General features: G+C 67.5%; 18 protein-coding genes. 1 reads left to right on the top strand and 17 read right to left on the bottom strand.

All coding sequences use genetic code 11. The features are described from left to right. On the top strand, nucleotides 1-367 hold a 367-nt coding region (locus EJO71_RS23000), incomplete at its 5' end, for a LuxR C-terminal-related transcriptional regulator (protein ID WP_164546880.1). Between the two features lie 69 nt (nucleotides 368-436). Here EJO71_RS23000 and EJO71_RS22995 read toward each other — a convergent pair. The 17 genes from EJO71_RS22995 to EJO71_RS22920 all read right to left on the bottom strand — a co-directional run bounded on the left by EJO71_RS22995 (nucleotide 437) and on the right by EJO71_RS22920 (nucleotide 16,257). Next, entirely contained in the window at nucleotides 437-1,351 is a 915-nt protein-coding gene (locus tag EJO71_RS22995) for a type II secretion system F family protein (RefSeq protein ID WP_125950971.1), read from the bottom strand. A gap of 11 nt (nucleotides 1,352-1,362) precedes the next feature. Continuing rightward, the gene (locus EJO71_RS22990) at nucleotides 1,363-2,355 is read right to left on the bottom strand and encodes a type II secretion system F family protein (RefSeq protein ID WP_125950970.1); all 993 of its coding nucleotides are present in this window, start codon (nucleotides 2,353-2,355) and stop codon (nucleotides 1,363-1,365) included. A 24-nt stretch (nucleotides 2,356-2,379) separates the two neighbouring features. Continuing rightward, nucleotides 2,380-3,750 (bottom strand): CpaF family protein, encoded by a 1,371-nt coding sequence (locus EJO71_RS22985; RefSeq protein WP_125950969.1) that lies wholly within the window; start codon nucleotides 3,748-3,750, stop codon nucleotides 2,380-2,382. Nucleotides 3,751-3,793: 43 nt separating this feature from the next. Next, on the bottom strand, nucleotides 3,794-4,945 hold the full coding sequence (locus tag EJO71_RS22980) for an AAA family ATPase (RefSeq protein ID WP_125950968.1): 1,152 nt from the start codon (nucleotides 4,943-4,945) through the stop codon (nucleotides 3,794-3,796). A gap of 24 nt (nucleotides 4,946-4,969) precedes the next feature. Next, nucleotides 4,970-5,872: a pilus assembly protein TadG-related protein gene (locus EJO71_RS22975; RefSeq protein ID WP_240651487.1), complete on the bottom strand. Its 903-nt coding sequence runs from the start codon at nucleotides 5,870-5,872 to the stop codon at nucleotides 4,970-4,972. Between the two features lie 81 nt (nucleotides 5,873-5,953). Further along, nucleotides 5,954-6,130, bottom strand: coding sequence for a Flp family type IVb pilin (locus tag EJO71_RS22970; protein ID WP_125950966.1), 177 nt, complete (start codon nucleotides 6,128-6,130; stop codon nucleotides 5,954-5,956). 91 nt (nucleotides 6,131-6,221) lie between these two features. Further along, on the bottom strand, nucleotides 6,222-6,431 hold the full coding sequence (locus EJO71_RS22965) for a Flp family type IVb pilin (protein WP_125950965.1): 210 nt from the start codon (nucleotides 6,429-6,431) through the stop codon (nucleotides 6,222-6,224). A 146-nt stretch (nucleotides 6,432-6,577) separates the two neighbouring features. After that, nucleotides 6,578-6,874 (bottom strand): hypothetical protein, encoded by a 297-nt coding sequence (locus tag EJO71_RS22960; protein ID WP_125950964.1) that lies wholly within the window; start codon nucleotides 6,872-6,874, stop codon nucleotides 6,578-6,580. A gap of 11 nt (nucleotides 6,875-6,885) precedes the next feature. Next, complete coding sequence (locus EJO71_RS22955) at nucleotides 6,886-8,448, bottom strand: type II and III secretion system protein family protein (RefSeq protein WP_125950963.1); 1,563 nt, start codon at nucleotides 8,446-8,448, stop codon at nucleotides 6,886-6,888. Between the two features lie 25 nt (nucleotides 8,449-8,473). Then, complete coding sequence (gene cpaB, locus EJO71_RS22950; protein ID WP_125950962.1) at nucleotides 8,474-9,316, bottom strand: Flp pilus assembly protein CpaB; 843 nt, start codon at nucleotides 9,314-9,316, stop codon at nucleotides 8,474-8,476. Nucleotides 9,317-9,352: 36 nt separating this feature from the next. Beyond that, nucleotides 9,353-9,937, bottom strand: a complete 585-nt coding sequence (locus EJO71_RS22945; RefSeq protein WP_125950990.1) for an A24 family peptidase — start codon at nucleotides 9,935-9,937, stop codon at nucleotides 9,353-9,355. Between the two features lie 16 nt (nucleotides 9,938-9,953). Further along, the gene (locus EJO71_RS34405) at nucleotides 9,954-10,100 is read right to left on the bottom strand and encodes a hypothetical protein (RefSeq protein ID WP_164546879.1); all 147 of its coding nucleotides are present in this window, start codon (nucleotides 10,098-10,100) and stop codon (nucleotides 9,954-9,956) included. 246 nt (nucleotides 10,101-10,346) lie between these two features. After that, the gene (locus tag EJO71_RS22940; RefSeq protein WP_240651485.1) at nucleotides 10,347-12,983 is read right to left on the bottom strand and encodes an AAA family ATPase; all 2,637 of its coding nucleotides are present in this window, start codon (nucleotides 12,981-12,983) and stop codon (nucleotides 10,347-10,349) included. Beyond that, nucleotides 12,980-14,110 carry a DNA repair exonuclease gene (locus EJO71_RS22935; protein ID WP_125950961.1) on the bottom strand — a complete coding sequence of 377 codons (1,131 nt, stop codon included), beginning with the start codon at nucleotides 14,108-14,110 and terminating at the stop codon, nucleotides 12,980-12,982. The genes EJO71_RS22940 and EJO71_RS22935 overlap by 4 nt, the downstream gene beginning before the upstream one ends. Before the next feature lie 116 nt (nucleotides 14,111-14,226). After that, entirely contained in the window at nucleotides 14,227-14,409 is a 183-nt protein-coding gene (locus tag EJO71_RS22930) for a hypothetical protein (protein ID WP_125950960.1), read from the bottom strand. A 116-nt stretch (nucleotides 14,410-14,525) separates the two neighbouring features. After that, nucleotides 14,526-15,266: a peptidoglycan DD-metalloendopeptidase family protein gene (locus EJO71_RS22925; protein WP_240651484.1), complete on the bottom strand. Its 741-nt coding sequence runs from the start codon at nucleotides 15,264-15,266 to the stop codon at nucleotides 14,526-14,528. A 97-nt stretch (nucleotides 15,267-15,363) separates the two neighbouring features. Next, nucleotides 15,364-16,257 (bottom strand): class I SAM-dependent methyltransferase, encoded by an 894-nt coding sequence (locus EJO71_RS22920; protein ID WP_125950959.1) that lies wholly within the window; start codon nucleotides 16,255-16,257, stop codon nucleotides 15,364-15,366. Between the last annotated feature and the right edge of the window lie 46 nt (nucleotides 16,258-16,303).

The raw sequence follows: 16,303 nt of genomic DNA, 5'->3' as shown, positions 1-16,303 counted from the left end.
GATGAGCAAGGATGCCCCGGCACAGCAGGTGATCGATTCCATCGAACGCGTCTACAACGGCGAACTCTGCGTCGACGCCCAGTCCATCGGCCGCGTCTTCTACGAACTCACCGCGGTGAAGAAGCCGCAGAAGGCCGACCCCGAGGCGGCAAAGCGGGCCAGCCTGACGCTGAAGGAGCGGGAGATCATCAACACCGTCGTCGCCGGCAGCGGCGCCTCCAACAAGGCGCTGGCCGCAAAGCTCTTCGTCACCGAGCACACGCTGCGCAACCACCTCACGTCGATCTACCAGAAGCTCGGCGTATCGAACCGCCTCGAGCTGTACATCTACGCGGTGAAGCACCAGCTCGACGCGGTGCAGCACTGAAGCGGAAACAGAAACGCCGCGCCGGATGCCGGCGCGGCGTGATGAACCCGGAAAGCTCCGGGGCTACGCTCAAGTCCCGCTCAGCATTGGCATGATCATCCGGATGATGCGGATCACCGCCGGCGTCAGGATGACCAGCGAGATACACGGGAAGATGCACAGCACCAGCGGCAGCAGCATCTTGGTTGGCACCTTCGCAGCCAGCTCTTCGGCGCGCACATGACGCTTGTGGCGCAGGTCATCGGAGAACACGCGCAGCGATTCGCCGATGCTCGTGCCGAAGCGGTCCGCCTGGGTCAGCATGGTGGCGAAGGTGCCGATCTCTTCCACGCCCGTGCGCAGCGCCAGATTGCGCAGCGATTTCTCGCGCGTGCCGCCGGCGCGCATCTCCAGGTTGGTCCAGTGCAGCTCCTGGGCCAGCGCCGTGCTCTTGACCTGGATTTCCTCCGTGACCTTGGCCAGCCCGGCGTCCAGGCCGAGGCCGGCCTCGACGCACACGAGCATCAGGTCGGCTGCATCGGGAAAGTTCTCGAAGATCTCGCGCCGACGCGAACGGATGAGCAGGAGAAGCACCAGGTTGGGCAGATAGCAGCCGGCCAGCGCCGCCAGCGCCAGCCATAGCAGCATCACCGTGCTGTCGTCCGCCGCACCCGTCGCGCGCAACACGACGAACGCGAGCGCGGCAAAGCCCAGCGGCAGCAGAGTCTTCAGGCCGAAGTAGACGAGATAGGCCTCCGGATAGCGGATGCCAGCGTTCAGGAAGCGCACGCGCAGCGGCGACAGATCGGCCTCGCTGGTGGGCGAGGAAAGCTGCGCGAAGGGCCCGACAATTCTGACGGCGGTCTCGGTCCAGGCCGACTTGCCGGCCGGCTGCGTCATCGCCTGAAGGCGTTGCTTGGCGCGCGAGGGAGACAACCAGGCCGCCAGGCCGATGATCGCCAGCGACACGGCCAGGAAGACGAGGATGGGAAACAGGATGGTCATGGCCTTCTCCTTCAGACGCGGATCTTCACGATCTTGCGCAGCAGCACGATGCCCACGAGCATCAGCACCAGCATGTACTTGAGCACCGTCTGCCCGATCGGGTCCGTCCATAGCGGCGCCATGAATTCGGGATTGAAGATATTCACGAGCGCCGCCAGCGCGAACGGCATGAGTCCCAGGATCCAGGCCGACAGCCGTCCCTCGGACGACAGCACCCGCACCTGCGCGAGCAGCTTCAGCCTGCCGCGGATCAACCGGCTGAGGTTGCCCAGCACCTCCGTCAGGTTGCCTCCCGAGTCGCGCTGGATCAGCACCGACACCACGAAGTAGCGCAGGTCGGTGAGCGGCACGCGCTCGCTGAGGTTGGTCAGGGCCTGCTGCAGCGAGACGCCGAAATTCACCTCGTCGGCGACCATGCGGAACTCGCTGGCGATCGGGTCGGTCATTTCCTCGCCGATCATCTGCACGCCGCTGGCGAACGAATGCCCCGCGCGCAGGGCCCGCGTCACCAGGTCCAGCGCCTCGGGAAGCTGCTTTTCCATGCGGGTCAGCCGTCGGCTGCGCTGGCGCTGCAGGTAGATCGCAGGAAGCATTGCCACGCTGCCACCTGCCATGAGCGCGAACAGCGGCGACTCGCGCGCCACCAGCAGCACCGCGAAGAACACGAACACGCCCAGCACGCAGGACACCAGAAGGAAGCTGGAAACCGTCCAGTCCAGCCCGGCCTGCAGGATGAAGCGATCCAGCCGGTGCGCCCGCGGCAGCGTCAACAGAGCGCGTTGCATCCACGGTACCTCGCTGAGCATGCGCTCCTTGGCCAGGTGGGCCTGCGGCGTGCGGTCGATCGCCGCGGAAAACGCCTGCAGCCGCTTCTCGATCTTGCGCGCTTCGGGCCCCTTGTAGGACCGCCAGAGCATGTACAGGCCCTCCAGCATGAGCAGCACGGTCACGAACACCAGCACGGTGACGGTGATGAGGGTATTGCCCCCCAGGTTGTTGAGCATGGCGGCCTCCTGTTCGCTCTCTGGCTATTCGTAGTGCCTGTCGGGGTCGAAGATCGAGTCCGGCAGGTCCACGCCGTAGGCATGCAGCCGCTCCGTGAATTTAGGCCTGACGCCCGTCGCGTGGAAATGACCGCGCACATAGCCGTCAGGGCCCATGCCGGTCTGGTGGAAACAGAAGATCTCCTGCATGGTCACCACCTCGCCTTCCATGCCGGTGATCTCCTGGATGCTGGTGACCTTGCGCCGCCCGTCCACCAGCCGCAGCACCTGCACGATCACCGTGATGGCCGACGCGATCTGCTGGCGCACCGTGCGGTGCGGCAGGTTCAGGTTGGCCATGCCGATCATGTTCTCCAGCCGCGCCAGCGCGTCGCGCGGCGTGTTGGCGTGGATGGTGGTGAGCGAGCCTTCGTGGCCGGTGTTCATGGCTTGAAGCATGTCGACCGCCTCGGCGCCGCGCACTTCGCCGATCACGATGCGGTCGGGCCGCATGCGCAGCGCGTTGCGCACCAGCGCGCGCTGCGTGATCTCGCCCTTGCCCTCGATGTTCATCGGTCGCGTCTCCATGCGCGCCACGTGCGGCTGCTGCAGCTGCAGTTCCGCCGCGTCCTCGATGGTGATGATGCGTTCGCTGGGCGGAATGAAGCCCGACAGGATGTTCAGCAGCGTGGTCTTTCCTGCGCCCGTGCCGCCGGAGATCAGCATGTTGACCTTCGCCTGCGCCAGCCCCTCGAGCATCTGCGCCATCTGCGGCGTCAGCGTCTTGAGCTCGTTCACCAGGTTCTCCATGTGCAGCGGGATCTTCGCGAAACGGCGGATCGACATCATCGGCCCGTCCAGCGCCACCGGCGCGATGACCGCGTTGACGCGCGAGCCGTCTGGCAGCCGCGCGTCGACCATCGGGCTCGACTCGTCGATGCGCCGCCCCACCAGCGAGACGATCTTGTCGATGATGCGCAGCAGGTGCTTCTCGTCGGTGAAGCTGACGTTGGTCAGCTCCAGCCGGCCCCGGCGCTCCACGTAGATCTTCTCGTGCGAGTTGACCAGGATGTCCGACACCGACGGGTCGGCCATCAGCAGCTCGATCGGTCCGAAGCCGAGCATCTCGTGCTGGATGTCGCGGATGAGCGTGCGCCGCTCGATGTCGTTGAGCGCCTCGGGCTCCTCCTGCAAGAGCCGCGTGGTCATGGTGGAGATTTCCTGGCGCAGCACGTCGGGCTTCAGGGTTTCGAGCGCCGCGAGATCGAAGCGTTCGAGCAGCCTCAGGTGCATGCGCTCCTTCAGCAACTTGTAGGCGTCCGAGGCGTAGGGCGACACGGCCTGCTCGACGGCCTGGCCTCCCGGCCGCTCGGTGGTGTCGGCTTCGATGGCATTGAGCTGTTCTCTGAATGACATGGGGAACCTGCCTTGCTGTTGAATGGGTTGATCCGGTGCCTGCTCACGCGCGGCGGAACAGCCGCCCGATGAAGCCTGGCGCCGCTTCCTGATGCGGACTGAGCGTGTGCGCGATTTCGGCGAGGCGCCTGGCGAGCGCGCTGCCGCGCGACATCTCCGCCAGCGGCACGCCGCGGTTGATGGACGCATCCACGTCCTTGCCGCCGTCGGGCACGATCGTGAGCGTCGCGCCCACCAGCGAGCGGCGCATGTCCGACAGGCCGATCTCGCCGCCGCCGGCGCTGCGGTTCACCAGCAGCTCGACCTTGCCGGGCGGATAGCCCAGCGACTTGAACACCTGCATCAGCCGCGTCACGTTGCGGATGTGTGGCAGGCTCGGCTGCAGCACGGGGAAGATGCGGTCGGCTCGGTCGAGCACGCGGATCGAGAGCGTGTCGATGCGCGTGCCGAGATCGAACAGCACGAAGTCGTACACGCCCAGCGCAACCTGCAGGATCGCGTCGATGTGCTCGGCCTTCACGTCCATCGCGCGCGAAAGATCCTCCGGCGCCGGAAGAATGCTGAAGCCCGGCGATACCGCCACCACGCTCGCCGCGAGCAGCGAGGCATCCAGGCGGCCGATGTCGCGGGCAACGTCCGCCATCGTGGAACTCGGCCGCAGGTCGCTCACATACGAGAGCGCATCTCCGAACTGCAGATTCAGGTCTATCAACAGCACGGAGCGCTCCCTGGAGAGCTGGTAGGCGATGTTCGTCGCGAGAAAGGTCGATCCGCTTCCTCCCTTGCAGGGCATGAACGCCACTACCTGCCCGGGGCTGCGCGCCTGGGTTCCAGCCATCTTGAGGGCGATACGCTCGATGGCGGCCTCCAGCGCGGAGGCCTCCGCGGGCGACGGCAAGACCTCGCGCACGCCGGCGCGCATCGCGTGGATCAGGAATTCCGGCGTCTGCATCACGCACAGCAACACCACCGCGATCGTCGGATGCCGCAGCGTGAGCTTCTCGATCAGCACCAGCTCCTGGGGGTCGCAGCACATGCCGTCGACCAGCAAAAGGTCGGGCGAGGCTTTCTCGACGGCCCATTGCATCCGGCTCTTTCCACCTTCGAACTGCGACACGGTGTGCGAGCGCGCCTCCAGCACCTTGCGCATGTCCTGCAGGTGGTTGGGGTTGGGGGAAATGATGGCTATCTTCATGGTCGTGTCCGTTGCGTTGAGTGGCTAGAAGCAGATGGCCGCGCTGTTCGGGTCCTTGCGCATGACCTCGTGCGTGGAGAAACCCGGCATCGGGATCAGCGGGGCGGTCACGCTCGCGATCGGAGAGATCCATCGGTATCTGAGCCCGGTGATCGATTCGCAGCTGTTCACGCCTTTCACCTTCGTGCCGATGCCGGCGTACGACGCGAACGTTGCGCGCTTGGTCATGAAGTTCTGCGCGCTCGCGGGTACGCCTGTCGTGTCGCCTACTTTGGCGCTGCGGCGGCCGTTGCGTTCGGCCTCGGTATCAGAAGCACTCTTGCTGCCGTCGAGGTTGGCCCAGCCGATCTGGCCGCCCTGGGCCGTGTTCTGCATCTGGAAGAGCCTCACCCATTCGCCAGCTGCGAAGCCGCAGTTCGGCGCCGTGCCACCCGCCTCGGGCTTCGCCGCAACCGAAATGGGGCACGCGGTCTGTGCGCTCGCACGAGTGGCAACGGCTCTCGCGGAGACGCTGTGCGTCGCCGGATTACCGGCCGTGTCGCCCAGGAAGGCGCCCATCGCCTTCATGAGCCAAATGTTGGCGTTGGCCTGCGTATGCACGCATCGGGCATGGCACGCCGCCGTGGCCGAAGTGGTGGCGGCATGCGAGGCCTCGCGGAAGGTGAAGCCGGTTGCGGCGGCCCGGCCCTGGCCGCTCCAGGTGCTCGACTGCATGTTCACGCGGTTCGTGTTGCCGGCGCTCCGGCCCGCGCTCACCGCGCGGGTGATAGCCGCGCCCTGCCCGTCGAACTCTCGCGCGGCGGACAGGGCGCAGCTGTCGACTGCGGTCTGCGGCTCGGTCTTGACCATCAACAGGTGCCTGAGGTCCGGGGCGATGCCCATGAACCCCATCAGGAACAGCAGGATCAGCGTGACTGTGACAATCATCGCGCCGCGCCGGCGGCGGTGAGGACGGTGGACACGCATGATCGGCTCCTGTGCAACCGCGGTGGTCCGGCAGGCGCGAGCTCAGGAACAGCTCGTGCCACCGAGGCAGGTGGCGACGCGGGAGATGAACGAGCTGAAGCTGGTGCCCGTCGTGAGCACCTGCAGCGCGATCACCAGCGCGATGGAGATGACAGCGATGATCAGTGCGTACTCGACGACCTGGGCACCGCTTTCGTCTTTCAGAAATGACTTGAACATGGGTTGCTCCTTTTCCGTGTCAGGAAGAACGCAGACGCGGCGGCGTCTGGCAGGCGAACCGAGGCCAGGCCCGGCTCGCCTGCCAAGCCGCTCACGTGCAGGTCGACGTGGTCAGGCAGTTGCTTACACGGGTGATGAAGCTCGAGAAGCCGCCGCCGCTGGCGGTGAGCGCCTTCAGCGCAACGACCAGCGCGATCGAGACGACAGCGATGATCAGTGCGTACTCGACGACCTGGGCGCCCTCTTCTTCGCGCAGGAAGCCTTGGGTCGATTGGCCGATGGCCTTGAGAAAGTTCTTCATGGTTCGTTCCTTTCGAGGTTTGAACGGTTGGAGATCGGGTTCGAGAAAACATGGATGAGGGAAGAAAGTTCGTTTCGATTCGTGTCACTCTCCTTTCCGCTGAGTCCCGAGGAAGCGGGCTTGGCTAAACGCAATGCGCGAGCGCATCACTTCGAGTTGCCGGCACCCTGGCCACCGATCTGGCCGCCGATGTTGATGACGTTGACCGCCGGTGGTGGTGCCTTGTAAGAATCCTGGTACTGATGCATTGCCTCGCGCGAGGCGCGGCCGTCCATGCCCGCGACCGGGTCGCCGTTCTTGCCGGCGTTGGGGTTCAGAGTCATCTTTTTCCTGGCGTCGCGCACCGCGTCGCCGAAGCGCGCGTCGTAGTTCGGCGTGACGGTCGAGCAGCTGGAGCCAAGAAGGCAGATGAGCGCAACGGTGGTCGATCTGATGATGAACATGACGGTGCTCCTCACGGGGTTTCGCTGGCGGGGGCGGCCGGGGCCGGGGTCGAGCTTTCGAGCGCGCCGTTGAGGTAGACCTCGGCGCGGCTGGGAACGACGTGGTTGTCGGTCGGCACCCGCGGCGACTCGGCCAGCGGACGCACCAGGCGCGGCGTGATGACGAACATCAGCTCGGTCTGCTCGTTCTGGAACTCGGTGCTGCGGAACAGCGCGCCCATCACCGGCACCTCGCCGAGCCCGGGGAAGCGCTTGATCGTCTCCGTCACGTTGGCCTTGATGAGCCCGGCGATGACGAAGCTCTGCCCGTCGTTCAGCTGCACGGTGGTGTCGGCGCGCCGCACCGTCAGCGAGGGAAGCACGGCGGTGACGCCCGAGACGGTGGTGAAGGGAGAGCCGGTCTGCGAGAGGTCCGACACTTCCGACACCATCTTGAGGTTGACCCGGTCGCCGTTGAGCACGGTCGGGGTGAACTTGACGCCGATGCCGAACTCTTTCTCTTCCAGCGTGATGTTCGTTCCACCACCGCCGGCCGCGTTCTGCGCCACCGGAATGAATATCTTGCCGCCCGACAGGAAGCTGGCCTGCTGGCCGCTGATGGCCATGATGTTGGGCTCCGCGAGTACGCGCACCAGCCCGTCGTCCTTCTGGCCGTCGATGGTCACCGAGGTGCGGCCGATGCGCAGCGCCTGGGCCAGGCCCGCGCCGGTGCTCAGGAAATTGGAGATCAGCGAATAGTTGTTCAGGCCGCCGTTGCCCGAGCGAGCGAGCCCGACCCGCGCGCCCAGCCGGTCGAGCAGCGTCTTGCTGACCTCGGCGATCTTCACCTCGAGCATCACCTGCTGCGGTGTCGCAACGCGCAGCAGGTTCACCACCTTCTTGCCGTCCGCGCCGTAGGCCGAGGCCAGGCTCATCACGTCGTCGAGCTTCAGCGCGTCGCTGATCTCGCCGGTGAGCACGATGGATTTCTCTGCGCTGCGAACACGGATGCGGCGCTCGTCGGGCATCAGCTCGGCCAGCTTGGCCTGCAGCGCCAGCGGATCGATGGTGACGATCACGTCCTTGATGTAGCAGGTGCCGTCGGCGCTCTGCAGCACGACGTTCATAGAGCCTGCCTGGCGGCCGCGGAAGAACAGGTCGGTGGGGCTCAGCAGCGTCACGTCGACGTCCGCGATGCCATCGCCGGTGTTCGCATTGGCTGCCATGCCCGGTGCGGGCTGCATGCCCGCCGGCACGGCTGCTGCCGCGGCTGCCGGCACCGGAGCCCGGCTCGGCGGCTGGCCGCTGACCACGATGCGCACCACGCGCGCCTTCAGCGGAATGACCACCGACTTGCCCAGCACGGCCTGGGTCGGCTGGTCGTCGGGAATGATGGCCGTGCAGCGCCGGCTGCTGCCGGGGCCGGTGTTGCCCGACGCTACCGCCGCGGCGGCGGACGTCGAGGCGGATGCTGCCGCGGGCATGGTGGCGGCCGTGGCCGAGGCGGTTGCCGCGACCTCCGCGGCCATGGCGGGAGTCGCCGCGGTCGCGAGGGTCGCCAGCAGGCTGGCGAGTGTTGTGGAGATATGGCGCACTTGGTGTTCCTCCTGTCGTTTGGGGTCAGAAGCAGGTGAGCGAGCTGCCCGAGTGCTGGATGACCTCCACGCACTGGGAAGCCGGCTGGGCGGCGGGGCCTGCGCGATGGGTACGCGGGCGGGCGGGAGCCGGTGCGGCGGTGGTGGAGACCTGCACGATCTCCTTCGCGCCGAAGAGCTGGCCCTTGGTGATGCCGTCGGTGGCGACCGTGGTCTTGTCCATCTGGTTGCGAAGCACCAGCGACAGGGTTCCCACGCTGCGGGCCAGGTCGAGCTTTTCGGAGTCTTCCAGCGAGAGCTCGAGCGTGACGGCGCTCACGACCTTTGGCTTGGTGTCGTCGCGGTTCGCCTCCTGCGCCACCGCCAGCACCAGCACCTTCTCGAGCACGGTCTTGCTGATCTGCAGCGCCTCTTCACCCCGGCCCCTGTCCTGCTGGGCATTGACCATCACGTCGACGTAATTGCCCGGCAGCGCGAAGCCTGCCACGCCCACCACGTCGTTGACGCGCACCGTCATGGCCCGCTTGCCGCTGGCGATCACCGCCGACAGCCCGCCCTGCGTGCCCACCGGCGCCAGCTTGCCTTCGATGAGCGCCTCGCCGCGCAGCACGCCGACCTTCACCACGCGTTCGTCCAATGCCTTGATTTCGCTGAACGAGCCGTTCGGCACCGAGCCGCTGGGCCAGTCGACCGTGGTGAGCATCTGCGGGTTGACGCGGCTGCCCAGTTCGATGTCGACAGCCGCGACCACGACCTTGTTGGACGCGATGCCGCCTTGCCTGGAGATCCAGCCGGCCGCGTAGATGGCGGCCGCCAGCCCCGTCAGCAGGGCCAGCAGGATCAGCCCGATCGCCTTGATGTTCTTCATGTGAACCTCCGTCGCAGGTAAGAAGGGATGAGGGAGCTAGACGTAGCCAAGCTGATGCGCGAGCACCTCGATTGCGGTGCCCACCGCGATGCAGATGCCGTAGGGCAGCTTCCCCACGGACTGGCTGGGCTCGATGCGCCCCGAGGGGCGGATTCCGGCGATGCTGGAGAACATCACGCCCTGGGCGGCATCCTTGACGTTGGCCAGCATGTGTCCGACGCGGCGGCGGTGGATGGCGAAGGCCATGGCCGCCACGCCGCCCGCGATGAAGGTGAAGAGCACGGCCATCAGCGTCTGCTCGGGCCCGATGAAGGCGCCCGCCATGGCCATCAGCTTGACGTCGCCGGCGCCCATGACGCCGATGACGTAGAACGGCACCATCGCCGCGAAGCCGACGCCCAGTCCGCCGAAGGCGCTCGCTGCCCCCGCCATGGGCGTGCGAGCGGCCAGCGTTCCGTAGACCAGCGCGAAGAGCGCGCCGCTGAAGGTCAGCCAGTTGGGAATGCGGTAGGAGCGCCAGTCGCTGACGGCGGCGGTTCCGAGCAATGCGAACAGCACGGGCGTGCGGATGTCCGAAGCCAGCATCGCCAGCAGTTCGAGAACGGCGTCGAGTTCCTGCATGGTGCGTTCCACGAAGTCAGGCGCTGCGCCGGAGGGCGAGCAGCAGGAGCAGGCACACGACCATCACCAGCGCTCCGATCAGCGCGGACTCCATGAACGACATGCCTGCGTCTTCCCGCAGCAGGTTCATGAAGGTCGTCGGCAGCAGTGCGAGCGGTTCCATGCAAGTCCCCCGGTTGTCGTGACCGGCCTGGAGCACCTGTTGCCCGGCATGGGCAGAGGCGTTGGGCCATGGGGATGACTGTAGGAATCGCGCCGCTTCCGCACATGAGCAAGGCGCCCTTTTGTGAGGGAGTCAAATCCCCCGTGCGCACGGGCTCGCGGGCATGACAAAGCACCCGGAAAACGGCGTGACAAGCGGCCGATGGCCGAATGGCCTATCGCCCGTTGCGGTGCCGCGGGAAGGCGGTCAGGGAATGCTGCGCGCGACCACGCCGAGGTCGCGCCAGGCCTCGGGATGGCAGCTGAAGATCAGTATCTGGTGGCGGGCCGCCGCGTCGTACAGCACCCGCTTCATCTGCCCCAGCCGTTCCTCGTCGGTGTTCACCAGCGCGTCGTCGAGGATGAGCAGGGTCGGCTTGCGCGCTTCCTGCAGGAGGTCCGCATAGGCCAGCCGGGCGACGACGCCCATCTGCTCCCGCGCGCCCACGCTGAGCTCCTCGAACGCGCCGCTCTGGGCACCGCGCAGGCCCTGCCGCGTGATGCGGCCCGGAGAAAGGTCGTCGCCGACTTCGACCTGCGCACCGGGAAAGAGAATCTGCAGGTAGTGGTCGAGGTGCTTCTGCAGCGGCGCGCGCAGGCGCTGAGCCAGGGCCGAGCGCTTCTCGCGCAACAGCTTCAGCAGGTGGTCGAGCGCCCTCGCCCGTCGTTCGAGCTCGGCGCAACGGCGCGTGGCGTGCTCGAGTTCGCGCCGTTTCTCCGAGGCGGCTTCTTCCTGGCCCAGCGCGCCTCGCGCTTCGAGCTCGGCCTCGAGCCGCGTGATCTCGTTGGCCCGCTGGTTGTGCGCGGCCTCGACCTGTTCGACGCTGCGTGCCAGCCGTTCGACGTCCTGCGCGAGCACCGGCAGATTGACGGTCTGCAACCGCTGCGCCAGCTCGGCGACCTTGTCCTGGATGGCCGACTGCTGCGCCAGCGCGTCGGTCAGCGCGGCACCGGCCTCCGTCTTGCGACTGGCGCGCGCCGGATCGTCCAGCGTGGCCTTCGCCGCCGCGAGTTCGTCTTCGGCCGCCTTGACCTGCTCCCGCGCGTTGCCCGCGGCAACCTTTGCATCGTTGAGCGCCACGGATGCGTCTTCCAGCATCGCGCGCGCGGCGCCTTCCTCCGACTCCGCTTGTTGCGCGCTCGACGGCATCGCCGTGCCGGCCGGCGGCATGCCTTGCAGGATCTGTCTTGCCTCCGCAAGCCGGGCCTCGCGCACGGCGATATCGGCCACCAGCGCACTCAATCCCTTCGGTGCCAGCGCGGCCAGCACGGCTGCCGCGGCGCCGGCTTCACCCTTGCGCAGCGCCTGCTGCCGCATGCGTTCCTCGACGGCCGCCACGCTCTCCGCGCGCAGCGCCTGCAGCAGCGAGGCCAGCTCGTCGCGCGCGCGGTCGCGTTCGATGGCGAGGCTTTCGAGGTCGGCCCCGCCCGGCAGCACCGTGATGCGGCCGATGCCTTCGATCTCGATGTCGGTCCGCGCAATGACGGTCTGGCGCTTCGACCCGGAAAGCTCGGTACCGGCGACCCGGACCTTGGCTGCGGGCTGCAGCTCGAACTCCAGGGCCGTCGCGACCGCGTCGAGCCGCGCTTGCGCCGTGCGTTGCGCGTCGGCGCAGCGCTGTAGCCGCTTGAGTTCGCCTTCCGGCACGGCGAGTGCCTGTGCTTCGGCCTGCAGGCGCGTGACCTTGTCCTGCTCGCTCTTTGCCTTCTCATGGCTCTGCGCGAGCGCCGCGAGCTGCTCGGCCAGGCTTTCGACGGCTTTTTCCTGCGCGATGCGCGAAGCCGCCTGCCGCGCGAGGCGGAGGTTTTCTCGGGCGCTGGCGTCCGACTGCACCGCCGCCGCGTGGCGCGGCTCCCAGGCCCGCAGTTCGCCCTGCGCCCTGGCCAGGCCTTCCTGCGCCGCCTGCAGGTTCTTTTCGCGAAGGGCGACCGTCGCCTCCTCGCGCTCCATCGACTGAAGCTGGTTGCGCCACGAACTCACCTGCGCGACGGCCTGCCTGAGCGCGGCGTCCTGCACGCTCTTCTTTTCGTCGAGGCCCCTGGCCTCGCCCAACCGCTGCTGCGCAACGACGAGCTGTTCCCGCAACGCCGCCCACGGCTTCGCAGCCTCGTCGCGCAGATGGTCGCGGCGCAGGCCGGACAGCCGGTCCACGCCCGAGCGATAGGACTCGACGTCGGCAAGCAGCTCTTCCAACTTCTCTTCGAGCTCCGCGCGCAGCCTGTTGGCGTCGGCGTAGGCGCCGCGCGGCGTGCCGGCGGAAGGCGTGAGCAGCTCGTTGCGCTCGGCCTCTACCGCCTTCAGCACGGCATCGCCGTTGCTCGAAGCCAGCTCACCGAGCGACTCGCCGAGCGCGTTGCGCAGGTGATCGCTGGCGAAACCCACCGCACTGGCAATGTCGTGCGAGGTGCCCTGCTTGATCCACAGCAAACCCGGAATGCCCATGTGCTCCGGCGTGCTGGCGCCCTTGCCCGGGAACCGGAAGCCCAGCAGCGCCGCGAGATGGTCTTCGGCCACCGCTCCGTCCATGGGCTTGCCGTCGATCACCAGTTCACAGCGCTTCTTGCCGAGGAAGGCCTTGGTGAGCCGGCAAGGCTTGCCGTCGAGTTCGAAGTCGACTTCCACCGTGGGCGTGGCCGAGCTTTCGCCCCAGGGCCGCAGGTGCTCGACCGCGCTGGAGCGATGCCGCTCGAAGAAGGCGGCGCGTATCGCCTCGGCGACGGTGGACTTGCCCGATTCGTTGGGCGCCGCGAAGAGGTTCAGCCCGTCCGTGAGGCCGTCGATTTCGAACGGCGCGCGAAACAGCTTGAAGTTCTCGATGCGAAGCCGCTGCAGCTTCATGCTCATGCGCCAGCCCCCGCATTCGAAGAGCCCTGCTGCGCGCCGAGGATGCGCGCCAGCGTGAGCAGCGCGTCGCGGGCCAGTTCGGCATCGGCGTCGCCCTGCTGCTCGCGCAATGCCTGGAGCGCCTCGCCGACGAAGCCGTCCGCGTGCAGCGCCTGGATGTCGTCCTCCGTCGGCTCGAGCCGCAGCGCCTCGCCTTCCCACACCAGCGCGCGGGCCCGTGCACGGGCGGCATCGAGTGCTGCGCGCAGCCGGTTGTGGCCGGCGAGATCGCAGGTGCCCTGCGCGCGCAGCTGCAGCACGTCGCCGCCGCCGATCTGCTCCATCTTGTGCACCAGCTCGTCGATGTCGGAAGGCACCGTGAGCCGTGGCTCCCACTGCTGCCAGTCGAACTGGCCGATGCGAACGGGCTCGACCACCGGCTCCGCTCCAATGCCGGCGATGCCGACCAGCAGCGCCTGGCCCGAGTCGTTGGCCCTGAAACGGTCGGTCTCGGGCGTGCCCGCGTACCAGGTGCGCCCGTCGATCTGCCGCGTGCCGTGCCAGTCGCCGAGCGCGAGGTAGTCGAGCCGGGCCTGCGCCGCGCGCCCGGCGGCGATGGGGTTGGCCGAGTCGATGTCCTCGGACAGGATGCCCTGCACGCAGCCGTGAGCCAGCCCGATGCGAGGCAGCCCTTCTGCGCCGGGTGCCGCGGCAAACCATTCGGTGAGGTCGCCGTAGGTGTGGCGCTGCGTGAGCGGCGCGGGCAGCAGCGTGAACTTGCCCGCCACGGTGTGCGGGCTGGGCTCCAGGCAGCAGACGACGTTCGGCGCGATGGCGCCCAGCCGCTGCGCGCGGCTCCAGACCGATTCGCTCAGCGCCGAATCGTGATTGCCCGGGATCAGCAGCCAGGGCCCCGCAAAGCCCTGCATGGCGTTGAACATGCGCCGGATGGTCTTGTCCGACACGGTCTGCAGGTCGAACACGTCGCCCGCGACCAGCACGGCATCGACCTTGCGTTCGGCCGCGACGGCGGCCAGCCGCTCCACCGCCTTGAAGCGCGCCTCGAACAGCGCGGCGGCATCGTCGGGTTCGAATTGAGAGAAAACGCGGCCGATCTGCCAGTCCGCGGTGTGGAGCAAAGAAATCATGCGTCGTGGGCCCCCTTTGCCTACCGCGTCTGCATACGTCATTCCAAAAGAGTGCGCATCTTAGAGGGCGCGCTCCGCTGCGACGTCGATCTCCGCCCCATGCGGGCGCGGGCGGGCTAGGCCGTGGAGTCGGCCGTGGACGCGCACTCTTCCAACAGCGCGGCTGCCTGCGTGACCTGCTCGGCGATCTGCTCGCGCATCGGCTTCCAGTCGAGGCCGAATGGCGCCAGGAGGAACCATTGCGTGGTCAAGGCCAGCGCGCTGCCGAGAATGATGAACACCCAGTGCATGACTTCCATTTCTGCTTCCCTGTATAGAGCCAAGGGCAAAAGTCTGAGCACTTCGCGGGCGCCGCGGTATCGCCAATTCGGGGGATGCCGTTCGCCAGAGCAGGCACGGCGCCCCGCTCGCCTGCTTACCTCGCCGGCAGATACTGGCGCGGATCGACGGCGTTGCCGCGGTAGCGGATCTCGAAGTGAAGCCTTGCGCGTCCGCCGTCCGAATTGCCGATCTCCGCGATCTTCTGGCCCTGCTTCACCTGCTGGCCCTGCTTGACCAGCACCGTGCGCAGGTTGGTGTAGACCGACATGTAGGAGCCGCCGTGGTCGACCATCACCACGCTGCCGTAGCCGCGCAGTGTCTCGGTCACTGCCACCTTGCCCGCGCCGATGGAAGCCACCGGGTCGCCGGCGTTGCCGCCGATGTCGATGCCCTTGCTGCTGGTGCCGTTGAAGCCCGCGATCACCTGGCCCGGCGCCGGCCAGGCCCAGTCGCTGCGCCGCGATGCGGGCGGTGCGACCGGCTCCGGTGCCGAGGCGCGCGGAGGCCTTGCGCGTTCGGGGCGCTCCGGACGCTCGGCGCCCGTGCTTCTCGGAGGCGGTGCGTCGGACGAGGAAGCCGCTCCGCCCGGCGGCACGACCCGCAGCACCTGCCCCGCCTCGAGCTTGTCGGGGTCCTGCAGGTTGTTCCATCGCGCGATGTCGCCCGGCGAGCGGCCGGCCTTCGACGCGATGCGATAGAGCGTGTCGCCCGGCTGGACGACGTACTCGCCAGGCCCGGCCACCGGCGCCTTGGGTGAGGTGGAGCACGCCGCCACCAACAATGCCGCGCTCAGCACCAGGCCCGCGCGCCAGTTCCTTCCTGTCACAACAACCACTACCGGATTCCTTCCTGGATGACCTGAATCTCGCGCGCCCGGTCGTACTGGGCCGCGCTCGAAGAATCCGCGAAGGCTACCAGCAGTGGCCGGGCGTTCAGCGGGCCTCGGGGTTTTTGACGCCCGTGCGCCTCGCGACGCACATCAGCGAGAGCGCGCTCGAGGGCGCATCGGGGTCGCGGCCCGACAGCCGGTTGCCCATGCGGTATTTCCATTGCACCGGGCCGGCCTCGCCGTCCAGGGCCCGGGCTCCGATCCAGTGGTTGTGCGGATGCACCCGGACCTCGAAGCCCAGCGGCGCCAGCGTGGACTCGAAGAACTCCTTCGTCACGCCGTCGCCGGGCCGGTGACGTACCTCGCTGCGCAGCCTCCATGACTGCTGGCTGCCGCTCCTGTGGAAGCCGCGCCCCAGCACGCGGTAGACCCACAGCCGCGCATTCCAGAGCAGGCGGGCCAGCCCCTTGTAGTTCCACGCCGCCAGTTGCGGATCGTGGTCGGTGACCAGCAAGCCACCCGGCTTCACCAGACGGGCCCCCTCGCGCAGCACCGCCTGCATGTCGTCGCAATGGTGCAAGGTGGCATTGATCGCCACGATGTCCGCCACCTGCGGGCGGAACGGGGTGTGCGCCACGTCCGCCAGCACCGGGATGTAGCCCACGACAGCGGCAAGTTCGAGCGAGGCCGCGGCCACGTCGACGCCTACGAGCAATTTCGGACTGCCACCCAGCGTCGCGAAGACATTGCCCGGCCCGCAACCCAGGTCGATGACGACCTTGTCCGTCCACTCGCCCGTGGCGGCCAGCCAGCGGCTGCGGAAATACCCGTCCCGGTGGCAGGAAGCCAGATATTCCCGCGCCCACGCCTCATTGCCGAAGTACATCGCGTTTGCGATCAATGCATCCGAATTGCCCGGAAGAATTGATTCCAGATAGCTGCCCTGGCGCACGAGAACTACATCGGGTAATAGGATGTCGCCGAGTGTTTTTGGCATCTGGAAAATTTCTTTCGGCAAAAGAACCGTGTCCTCCCCAGTTTTT

This window comes from Variovorax sp. 679 (assembly GCF_003952185.1).
Lineage (GTDB): Bacteria > Pseudomonadota > Gammaproteobacteria > Burkholderiales > Burkholderiaceae_C > Variovorax.
This window is presented reverse-complemented; position numbering and strand designations above follow the sequence as displayed.